The following is an 11538-nucleotide window of genomic DNA, read 5'->3' as shown; positions in this document are numbered from 1 at the left end:
CACTTTCCGTGTTTCTGATCAACTCTTGGACAGCCCACCTCGTGAAAGCCCGAGGTTAAGGCAAAGTTGACGCCCCGCCACCCAAAAATGAACGTTTCCGCAGGTCACAGCCCTGCACAGGTGGGGCGGGTGGGACTCGAACCCACGGCCGACGGATTATGAGTCCTTTGAGGATCTTGGCGGTCCTTGCTCGTCCACGCTCATTCATGACGTTTTTGCAGGTCAGAAGGGGCGGGTCATGTCGACACCGCTTCGCCTTTGTCAGTCTGTTCCTGTCCTTGTGTCCCGACTGCGTCCCGACACCGCCCTGATTGGGCGACGCCACCGGCCTGACAGGCACGTAGCGCCAGCTCGGCCAGATGACTCGAACCCTACCGCAGCGGATTCCTCCCGAGTCGGGGTGTCCGAAACACCTGGCCCCCTCCGCCCGATGTGGACGGCTTTCCCGTCCTCCCTGGCCGGTCGTGACTCCGGCGACTACTACGGGGCCTCCGTCGCCATAGGACTCGCGTCCCGTAGGCGATCCCACGTTCATTCCTGTCTGTACGTTCTAGCGCGACACAGGCGTCCCACTCATCTCCTTGAATGTCCTCGCTGGACATCGCTCCACACCCCGGAAGTGCTCCGGCCAACAATCGAAGCCGGAGCAGAGTGCGGCGCCGGTTTCAGCTGTCATTTCCGGCGGATGGGAACTTGCATCTTCTGCAGATTAGGCTTCAAATAATCCAGTCTTCGCCGTATCGCGCAGGCCGCCCAGCACACCGTCCCTGACAACTGGGCCCGGTCACTGGTTTTCTGACATGCTGTTATCCCCTACACCTTTCGGATCCAGGTAAGTCATCCATCCCGGAAACCTCCTTCCGAGTTCCTCCCGGCTCAGCCGGGGATACAAACAGGGCGCCTCGTGGCGCACAAGGGTACGTTCTACCGCCCACCGCTTCGACTGGACTTGGAACCCTTGCTGGTCGGGTTCTTTGCGGACGATCTCCAGCTCGCGGCCGAGCACGGTGGTGGCCCAATCGACCAGGCGGCCGGCGAAGCCCTGGTCCGCCCAGATCTTCTTGACACCTGGATGGTCGAGGCGGGTCCATACCAGCGGTCGGCGGGTGCCGCCGCGGTCCTGCAGCAGGCCGAGGGTGTCGGTGACGATGAACCGCTTGCGACCTTTGACCTTCTTGCCCGCGTCGAATCCCCTGGTGACGGCGGGAACGGTGTCGGCAGTACGAACAGACTGCGAATCGATCAGGCCGGCGCTCGGCTCGGCGTTGCGGCCGTCGGCTTCGCAGATCTAACCGCGCAGGGCGTCGTGGATGCACTGGACCGTGCCGTCGTCGTGCCACCACGTGAAGTACCAGTAGACCGTCGGCCACGGCGCGAAGTCCTTCGGCAGTTGCCGCCAAGCGCAGCCGGTCCGCACGGCATAGAAGATCGCGTCCACGATCCGCCGCCGCGGATGCGTCTCCCGCCGCCCGCCCTTGGGCCCCACTCTCGCGGGCGGCAGCAACGGTTCCACCAACGCCCACTGCTCATCAGTCAAGTCCGACGGATACCCATCCCCAGCACCGCTCACGACATGCTCAACGACTACACCAGCAACGTGCTACGGCAGATCTCAAACACGGTCTGAGCTTGTTCTTTATCTACCAAGACCTGCCGGGCTTGCCGATGGCCTTGAGGGTCTCGGGGCGTTTGACGGTCTTGCCGACGTCGTAGCGGGGTGCCCGGTGTCTGTTCTTGGCACCGGGTGGCCGTCCGGGGCCAGCGCCTCGGGGTTTGGGAACACGGGTCGGGCAGGCGAGGTGAGCGCGGATGTTCCTGAACCTCCGGCGGACTCGGGCCGGGGTGAGCCGGTCGGGTGCGGCGGGTTTCTCCCAGGGGCGGCGGAGGTCTTCGGCGAGGGGCCGGGCGAGCCGGAGCTGGGTGTGGGCGACGATCAGGATCCAGGTCCAGCGGTCCGCGGCTTCGGGGGTACGGAGTTTCGGCGTGGTCCAGCCGAGGGTCTGTTTCGCGAAGCGGAAGGTGTGCTCCAGATCAAAGCGGCGGAGAAACGCCTGCCAGAAGCGGTCCACGTCGTCCGGGGTGGCGCCGGTCTTGGCGGACCATAACCACACCGGCGGGGCATCCCGGTCCTTCGACAGATGCTCGACCTTCAGCCGCATCAACGTCCTGTCGACGAACGGCAGTTCACCGTCGTGGTCGAGCCAGGACGAGCGGTGGGTGAGCCTTGGGTGGACTCGGTCCCATGCCTGGGTCTCGGCCTTGCCGTAGTTGGTGGTGTCGGTGACGGTGGTGATCGCGGGCTCGGGCCAGGTCTCCGGCTTGGTGAAGCGGAATTCCGGGCCGTGCTTGGGCGGCCGGCCGTTGACGCCGTGCATCCTCGGTGGTTTCGGCAGACGCATGACGCGGTCGGAGCGGACTCGGCCGACCATCTCGACGGGCAGGTCGCGCAGGACCCAGGCCCGGCGGGTGACGTCGTAGCCGGCGTCGCTGACGATCACGATGTGCGGGTCCCCGATCTGCCACTGGCCCGCGGCGATGAGCCGCTCGACGACACCCCGCAGTTGGGCGGCGGTGACCGCGGTGGCGTCGTCCACCGGTCCGAGCCGGACCGCGTCCAAGATCGCGGTCCAGGACGTGGCGCCAGGCTCCAGCACGGCCACGAAGGAGTAGGGCCAGCCCGGAATGAACTGCGACGCCGTCTTCGCACGGCCGTAGACGTGGCAGAACAACCGCTCCGCCGAACACGGCGCGTCCGAGCGAAGCCACGGCGACACGTCGACCGCCAGCACCAGGCGCCCGCCGTCGAAACGCGGCAGCGACAGCCCGGACAGCACCGTCCGCAGCCGATCCATGTCGATCCGGCCGTGATTGAGACCGCCGTACATCGCTCCGTGCCCACGACGATGCTCGGGCAGCAGCGTCAAGTCCACCAGGGACTTCACCGCGCCGTCCGCACACAGCACCGCATCGGTCAGCTCGAACAATTCGTCGCGCCGAGCGGTCAGGCACTCGTAGAACTCGCCTCGGAAGCGTGACGTTTCCGCGAACGCTTCCCTCCGGACAGCAACTGGCAGCCAACTCACCCTCACGGCCTTCGTCGTGGTCACGTGCACCTTGGTCGGAGCACAGGATCAGACGAAGGCAGCCCCCACGTCCGGCGAATCCCCAGGTGAGCGACTCAGTATGAGACACCGTTCGAGGCCGGAAGAAAAAGAACAAGCTGAGCCTCGCGACTGCAGTTGGGTACTGAGAGTTGTCACCAAGGGCGCTACCGGATATTGGCCGGTGAGCCAGGGTTGCCACGTCTCGTGGAGCGCCCCGGGCTCACCGGGAGGATCAATTCTGGGCGGCCTGACTCCCGGCCGATGTCACGTCGTGCGCATCACCAATAAGTCCGCATCACGGCCTCAGGCGGATGACCCCTGCGTTTCCACTCCTGAAACAGCGCGGCGACCACCACGACGAAATCCTTGCGTGTCACCGGGTTCGGGTTCTCCACGTCCCCCGAACCCCTGCGCGCCAGCATGTCGCCGATCGGTACGGCGCTCGGCGTGCAGGGACGGATCACTTCGGTGTCCTCACGGAGGAGGACATGACCCTTAGCGCTGTCGTCGATCTCCCAGTCGTAGACGATTCCTCCGTCTGCGACAGGGCCCCGCTTGGTGATGCGCACACTCGCCGCCATCTGCCCCAACTCCTGAAGACTGGTCACCAGTAGGATAGGCCACCTTCCTCATAGGGAGCGTTCTCGTCCCAGGTGAAGCCCGCATCCAGCGTTGCCTGGTGTGCCCTGCGGTAATTCTGGTCTCCGTGGTCCCGCATCCAGGACGACTCGTAGAGCTCGTGGCGCAGAAGGTCAAAGTCACTGCTGTGCGGAACACCGTCCTGTAGCCGCTCCCAGGCTCGCGCGATCCTCGGATTGGCGTCGAATCGCATCATCCCGGCGTCCAGTTGGTGTTTCTCTACGAACAGGTGATTGAAGATCTGGTCGATGTCCGAGGCCGAGAAACCGTGCGGCCCTGCGGTTTGCTTCACCGCTCCCAATTGTGGGTCGGACCGGATCGCGTTGTAAGCGTGATCCGCCCATTCCAATTCGAAGTCGATGTCACCGCGCGGTCTACGGAATGACGAACCGCCGGTCTGCGCCTCCGTCTCGGCCGTGATGGCGTCCTTTTCCCACCCTGTGAGTCCGCCGATGCCGGTGAGGAGGATCTGCTGGGTGAGTTGGTCGGCGGCCGCGTCGTACTGATCGGCGAGCTGGTCACAGCCTTGCTGGCGGAGCATGTCGGCGGCGCGGTAAAGGCGGTAGGCGGGGCGGACGGGGAAGTACTTGTCGAGGAAAGCGCCTGCGCCTCCGTTGCGGCCGGAGACCGCGTCACCGAGGTCACCGATGAAGGTGAAGGGAAGTTCGGCGCCTTCCTTCAGGCCGCTGCCGATCGCTTCGAGGCGGCTGGTGATCGGGTCCCACCAGCTCTGGCCCGAGAGGTCGACGGCATAGGTGGGCCGGTCACCAGCGTAGGCGTAGGCGGAGGTGTACGGATCGGCGGTGCCGGGGTGGATCGGGTCCTGGGCGGTAAAACGGCCGGTGGTGGGGTCGTAGTTGCGGGCGCGGAGGTAGTAACCGGCGGCGTTGGTGGTGGGTTCCTTGTACTGGCCGGTGTAGGTGAAGCGGTTGGTGGGGGGATTGGTGGCGGTGTTCGTCTGGGTGAGCTGGCCGTAGGCGGTGTAGGAGTAGCTGGTCTGGAGGTTGCCGGTGGCGTCGGTGAGATCGGTGACCGAGCCGAGTTGATCGTGGTGGTAGAAGTAGGCGGTGCCGTCGGCGGTCGTCTGGGACTGGATCTGTTCGAGGGGGTTGTCCTGGTAGGCGGCGATGAGGCTGCCGGAGCCGCTGTATTCGGCGGCGGCCTGGGGCAGGCTGTTGTTGGGGTCCCAGAGGGTGGTGCGCAGGAGGCCGGTGCCGGTTTTGGAGGCGGTGGTGCGGTTGCCGTCGGCGTCGTAGCCGTAGGTGTAGGTGGCGCTGGGCGTGGTGAGTGAGGCGAGGCGGTTGTCGGCGTCGTAGGCGTAGGTATTGGTGCCGTCGCCGGTCTGGTTGCCGTTGTCGTCGTAGGTGTAGGTGCGGGTGGTGGCGCCGGTGACGGCGGTGCTCAGCTGTTCGGCCGCGTCGTAGGTGTAGGTGGTGGGTGTGCCGCCGGTGGTGGAGGTGAGGCGGTTGCCTACGCCGTCGTAGGTGTAGGTGGTGGCGGCTGTGGTGTCGGGGCACTGGTCGGCTGCGGTGGCGGAGGTGCAGTCGGTGAGCAGCCGTCCGGCGAGGTCGTAGGTGTAGTACTCGTACGACGTGGGTTTGCCGAGTCGGGTGACGTCCACGCGGGTGGGCTGTCCGGTGTCGTCGAGGGTGAGCTGCCAGTTGGCCAGGGTGGTGGTGCCCTTGACGCTGCCGACGGAGGTCAGGCGGCCGGCGTTGTCGTAGGACCGTTTCTCCGTGTACCCGTTCGCAGCGGGCAACGTCGTGGTGGTGAGGTTGCCAGCCTGGTCATAGGCGTAGGTGACAGCGCCGGCCGGTCCGGTCTGGGAGGTCTGGCGGGAGTCGTCGTCGTAGCCGTACGTCGTCTTCTGCCCCGAGGCCGGGGCGGTGGCGACGGACGCGCCGGTGAGGTGTCCGGCGCCGTCGCCGCGCCACAAGCGGATGTGGCCCGAGGTGTCCGCGGCGACGATGTCGCGGGTGGTGCCGGCGTCGTAGGTGCCTGCAAGCGGCTGGCCGTAGGGGGTCCAGTCGTCGGCCTGGAGGATGTATGTACCGAAGCCGCCGGTGCCGTTGGCAGGGTACAAGCGGAGTTTGTTGTTGGCGGTGTCGCGGGCGAGGAAGTCGGTTTTGCCGTCGCCGTTGAAGTCCCCTTCGGTCAGGGTCATCACGCCCCAGCCGGTGCCGAGGTCGGCGGGTTCGGCCAGGCCGCCGGATCCGTTGCCGTTGTAGCGGTAGAGGTGTCCGGTGGACTTGTCGATCGCCAGCAGGTCCGTCTTGCCGTCGCCGGTGAAGTCGATCGGCAGGATCTGGGTGAAGCCGGTACCGGTGCCGGTGATCGTGGCCCCGGCGGCGAAGGTGGCGTCCGGGCGGCCGAGGTAGGTGCGGATGCCGTTCTTGGCGTCGGTGCGGATCACATCGGTGACGCCGTCGCCGTTCAGGTCCGCGGAGGCCGTCTGGAGCGCGCCCGACCAGTCGAGTGCGGCACCGGCGGTGTAGTCCTGGGCGCGGGAGGTGATGCGGCCGTCGTCGTCGTAGGTGTAGGCGAAGGCGCCCTTGCCCGCCGACGGAGTCACCGATTTCAGCCGGCCGTCGACGTCGTAGCCGTAGGTCCGCGTGCCGGTCCCATCGGTGACGGTCTTGTGCTGTCCGGCAGTGTCGTAGGTGTAGCCGAGAGCCGGGGTGGAGTCGCTGTAGGTCGTCGCCGACGGCAGGTTGCGCGCGTCGAAGGCGGTGGTGGCGGTGATGCCGCGGGCGTCGGTGACGGTTGTGGTGTTGCCGTCCGGGTCATACCCGAACGACTGCTTGCGGCCCAGGGGATCGGTGACGCTCTTCTGCCGTCCGGCGTCGTCGTAGGCGTAGGTGGTGGTGTGCCCGTTGGAATCCTTGCGGGTTGCCAGCGTTCCGGTGACGTCGTAGGTGTAGGTGGTCGCGGCGCCGTCCGGAGCGGTCACCTTCGCGATCCGGCCCAGCTCGTCGTAACCGGTCTTCGAGGCCCGCCCCAGTGAGTCGGTCACCGACGTGACGTGGTTCATCGCGTCGTAGGCGGTGACGGTCTTCTTGCCGAGCGGGTCGGTGACCGTCGTCTGGTTGCCCGACGGGTCGTAGTCGTACGTCGTGGTGTATTTCGTGGGATCTGCTCCGGAGGCGTTGCCCCGGGGATCGACCTCGGTGTGCATACGCCCGTCGGCGTCGGACGTCCAGGAGGTCACGAATCCCAGCGGTGAGGTCTGGCTGGTGCGGTCGCCGTCGGCGTCGTACCCGTACGACGTCACCTTCCCCAGCGGGTCCTTCACCGACTTCAGCCGGTCAGCCGCGTCGTACGTGTACGTCGTCACCTTCCCCAGCGGATCGGTGGTGGTGGCGACGTTGTCGTTGCCGTCGTACGTGGTCTTGGTGACCCGACCGAGCGGATCGGTCACCGACACGACCCGGTTCAAAGCGTCGTAACCGGTCTTGGTGGCGGCTCCGGTCGGATCGGTGACCTGCGTCTGGTTACCGTTGGCGTCATAGGTGTAACTGGTGGTGTACGCCGCCTTGTTGGCGCCTGAGACGTTGCCGCGCGGCGAGACCGTGCTGAGCAACTGCCCGTTCTTGTCGTAGGCGTAGGTCGTGGTGTCGCCGAGGGGATCGGTGACGGAGGCAAGGTTGCCCGCCGTGTCATAGGTGCGGGTGGTGACCTTCCCTGCGGGGTCCGTGCTGGTCAGGACGTTCCCGGCCGGGTCGTAGGTATAGCTGGTCGTGTACCCCTGGGCGTCCTTGACCGAGGTCAGCTGCCCGGCTGCGTTGTAGCCATAGCTGGTGATGTTGCCGAGGGGGTCGGTCACGGACGACAGCAGTCCACGCGGGTCGTAGGCGTACGTGGTGGTGTACGCGGACGGGTCCGCGCCGGAGACGTTCCCCCGCGGGTCGGTCTTGGACAGGATGTGGCCGGCGGCGTCGTAAGTGAAGGTCGTCTTCTCACCCAGCGGCGTGGTGACCGACGTGCGGTTGCCGGCCGCGCCGTACCCGTAGGTCGTCTTCTTGCCCCGCGGGGTGGTGACGGAGTCGAGCGCGCCGAGCGAGGTGTAGGTGTAGCTCACCTTTCCGGCCGGGTCCGTGGCGGTGGCGACCTGGTTGGCGGAGTTGTACGTGTAGGTGGTTTTGTTGCCTCGGCTGTCCGTGTGGGTGGCGACGTTGCCGGCCGCGTCGTACGTCCAGCTCTCGCTGGTGCCCACGGAGGACGGTGCGCTTCGGGTGAGCATGTTCCCGGCGCTGTCGTACGTCATCGTGGTGGTGTTGCCGAGACGGTCGGTGATGTCCACCGGGTGCAGCGACTGGTCGTAGTCGTAGGAGACCTGGTTGCCGTAGGGGTCGACGCTTTCCATCAGCACGTTGCCCGAGTAGACGTCCGACCACACTCCGCCATCGGCATCCGTGGTGTTCGAGGTGCCGCTGCTGCCGTCCCACGTGAAGGTGATCTTCTTGCCGTTCGCGTCCGTCTGGCTGGTCACCCGGCCGTTGGCGTCGTAGCCGTTGACGATCTTTCCGCCCGCCGGGTCCGTCACGGAGGTGAGCCGCTTCGACGCGTCGTATCCGTACGTCGTGGTCTTGCCTGCGGTATCGGTCACCGAGGTCAGCAGCCCGGCCACGTACCCGTACCCCACGGTGGTGGCATCAGGCAGCGTGACCTTGGTCAGCAGCCCGTCCGAACCCACGGTGAACGCCGTGCTGCGGCCTGCGGTATCGGTGACCGAGGCCAGCCGCCCCGAGGCGTAGGAGAGGGCCAGACCGTGACCGCTGGCATCACGTAGTGCCGTGAGCTGGCCGCCGCTGTTGAAGACGCTGGTCGAATGGTCCTGCTCGGTGACGGTGTAGCTGCTTCCGGACACGGACAGTTTCAGGAATGTTCCTGCTGGCGCGGTATACGTGCCATCACTCTGCTTCGCGAAGGCGATGCGCGAGCCGTCCGCGGTGAGCAGCGTGGCGGTGCTCGAGGCGAGCGTCAGTTTCGAGTCGAACGGTGTCGTCCATCCCGGCCCCAGCAGCCCTGCGCCCGTCGAGTCGGAGCGGTAGTAGCGGTCAAGGGACAGCGGCTTGCCCACACCCACCAGGCGCGCGTCGGTGGCCTTCTCGAAGTAGGTGCCGGTGGCGGTGTTCACCGGGTCCGCACGGTGCGACTGCGCATAGCAGGTGCAGATGCCCACCTGCGCGCCCGGGATGTCCGGAGTGTAGAACGCGGTCACCCACGGCGAGTCGGTACCGTTGGCGCTCCACGTCCCGTCAGTGCCCCTGAGGTAGATCTGGGCGAAGTACTGCTGCCCGTCCCGCAACGGTCCGTCGGCACCGTTCGACGCGGCCCAGAAGCACTCGTTCTTGAACTGCGGGTAACCACCGTCGTTGGGCCACCAGTCGTAGCACCACGCAAGATTCGGATCCGACTTACCTACCGGATCATCAGCGGCGCGGGTGATCTCCCTGGCCACGACGGTGGTACCCGAGGAGTCCCGGACCAGCAGCAGCACCTCGGAATAGTTTGCGGCACTGGTGCCGGCCGCAAACTGCAAGTGGCCTCCGATGTCCACGGTGCCCGGATATGCCACCGCAGTGGAACTGACCCAAGCCGGATCCGGCGGGACCGCGGCCGGGGAACGCGGCGTCACCGCCGGTGCGTGTGACGGCCGCTCAGCGGAGTGCGGTACGGGCTTGTCCGACGCCGAGTGGTGACGTGCACGCACGAAAGCACCAGCAGGCGACAGCCGAAGGCGCTCCTTCGCCACTTGGGCACGCCGCGCGGCCGAGGTCATCGCCTTCGGCGGCTTGGGAAGGTCAGCCGCTGTCCTCGGCTTCACGGCAGAAGAGGTGAGCGATGCGGCGGCCTTGTCCGGAAGGGCCCATGACGGTGCCACACCAGCGATGGCGACCAGCACCAGAGTCACGACCGTGACGACGAATCTTCGTGCCCCTACACGCATAGTGGGTCCCCCCCGTGGCCACACCAGGAAAAGTACGACTGGGGGATCTTCGGCTGGTGGGACAGCAGAGAAACCTGCGTCCAGTGGGTTGGCTGAAAGCCGTGGGACAGTTGCGAGAGCACACTGCATAACGCATGACCAGACAGACCGATCAGAGCACCCAGCCAAAAAGTGGCGTGAACTTGTCAGAGGGCCGTGCTCCGCGGCGGTCCTGTCGGACGGGTGACCGCTGGCCATGGCCGGCAGGCAGGCACGCACGCTTCCGCTCGGCACGGGAGTCGGATGCTGTCCCTTGGCCGGGACGATCGTGACATCGCAGGCAACCGGGCGCGCAGCTCGGCCTGGTGCCGCCCAGGAGATCCGACCACAATCACCCGGCAGGTCCGGTGCATCACACGGTCGAGCTCAGCCGGGTTGCCCGTGGCGAACACGTCCAGCACGGCATCGACCTGAGCCGTCCCGGCCCCTATACGGCCCCTGGGTCATGGCAACGGCCCTCCAGGGCGGTCACCCGGAGGGTGAGCGACAACCTCGATCACTGGCTCCGCTGCAGATCGGAGGGGTTACAGCTTCCCCGAGTGTCGCCGCACCCCAAACCCATGAGTCGTCCGTCACTCGGCCACCCAGCTGCGGGCAGCCTGTGGTCCGAGCAGCGAACGGGGTACGTCAGTAACCCTCGGCTCACATGCCCGCCGAAACCGTGAGGCAGTGGGGGCGACTCCCTGGTGCGATCGGGGGCCGTTTTCAGTACGGGCCCGTTTCTCCCCCACGCCGACCGGCCACGTCGCCAACGGCACGACCCAGGCGAGCCCAGTCGCCACCACACCGCGCCTACCCTGCTGCACCCCCGGGCAGAGTGGACGGCTCGGCACCGGAGCGACCCCTTCCGGTTTACTCGCGTCCAGCCAGCGTCCAGAATCCAGTGACCCAGGAGCCGTATAGCGCCAGTTCAACCGCTACAAACTGGAACATCCCTGCAGGTCAGGGGGATTCGCGCCCTCGACACCGGCAACGAGGCCGAACTCACGAGCAGCGGATTCAGTCCGTTCAGGCGAAGTTGACGCTCCGACAGGACAAAATGAACGTTTCCGCAGTTCAGAAGCCTGCACAGGTGGGGCGGGTGGGACTCGAACCCACGGCCGACGGATATGAGTCCTTTGAGGATCTTGGCGGCTCTTGTCGATCAATGCTCATCTTGGCCGTTTTCCCAGCTCAGACGCGGTTTGGCGCCTCAGTCCTTCTCGGCCCTTGTCGGTCTTTTCCGATCCTTGTGTCCAACCTGCGTCCAGAACGCGTTCCCGGAGGGACAGGCTCTGCCGGGTATCGAGACGATCACCCAGCTCGGGGGCATGTCTTCAGCTCGCCCGCAGCGGATTCACCTTCCCGTGCGCGCAAATGCGGCCCTGAGCCAATCCGGAAAGCCGGCCCGGGCTCAGGAGCACGACGTACGTGATCAGGCGTACGCGTCGAACTCTGCGATCGACCACCAGTGGTCGGCGCTACCGGTGTTGGCCAGCTTGACGTAGCCCGCCGTCTGCGTCGCGAACGAACCACCTCGACCGGCCACCCCGACGCTATGGAAGCGACCTTCGCGTGTCGGAGGCCGCCCTGCTCGTCGACGCGCCGCGCCGTCGAGGGCGAATGCGTCATCGCGGCCGGGGGTGACACGCTTGCTCCACGCGCCCGATCTGTTACACCGGTTCAGACGCGGATGCCCCGGGCGCGTCGTCCGGACAGGCATCCGTCGCAGGAACCTTCGTGCTCCCCAGGCAGCGGGACAGCCTTAGACATCGTCTCATTTGGCGAGTCGGCGGTAGCAAATGAGGGTGCAGGCGATGGCGGCGA

The 11538-nt window shown here is 66.3% G+C and carries 5 protein-coding genes; all 5 read right to left on the bottom strand.

What is annotated here, in order from left to right; all coding sequences use genetic code 11:
• Window positions 1-784: 784 nt before the first annotated feature.
• On the bottom strand, window positions 785-1288 hold the full coding sequence (locus tag ACFVYN_RS40385) for a transposase (RefSeq protein WP_390007710.1): 504 nt from the start codon (window positions 1286-1288) through the stop codon (window positions 785-787).
• Window positions 1289-1537 (bottom strand): transposase, encoded by a 249-nt coding sequence (locus ACFVYN_RS40380; RefSeq protein WP_390007705.1) that lies wholly within the window; start codon window positions 1535-1537, stop codon window positions 1289-1291.
• Window positions 1538-1640: 103 nt separating this feature from the next.
• On the bottom strand, window positions 1641-3083 hold the full coding sequence (locus ACFVYN_RS40375) for an NF041680 family putative transposase (protein WP_390007707.1): 1443 nt from the start codon (window positions 3081-3083) through the stop codon (window positions 1641-1643).
• Between the two features lie 299 nt (window positions 3084-3382).
• Window positions 3383-3712 carry a hypothetical protein gene (locus ACFVYN_RS40370; protein WP_390007703.1) on the bottom strand — a complete coding sequence of 110 codons (330 nt, stop codon included), beginning with the start codon at window positions 3710-3712 and terminating at the stop codon, window positions 3383-3385.
• Window positions 3709-9243 carry an FG-GAP-like repeat-containing protein gene (locus tag ACFVYN_RS40365; protein ID WP_390007701.1) on the bottom strand — a complete coding sequence of 1845 codons (5535 nt, stop codon included), beginning with the start codon at window positions 9241-9243 and terminating at the stop codon, window positions 3709-3711. Before ACFVYN_RS40365 ends, ACFVYN_RS40370 begins: the two co-directional genes overlap by 4 nt.
• Between the last annotated feature and the right edge of the window lie 2295 nt (window positions 9244-11538).

It is taken from the genome of Streptomyces sp. NPDC058307, from assembly GCF_042880295.1.
Lineage (GTDB): Bacteria > Actinomycetota > Actinomycetes > Streptomycetales > Streptomycetaceae > Streptomyces.
This window is presented reverse-complemented; position numbering and strand designations above follow the sequence as displayed.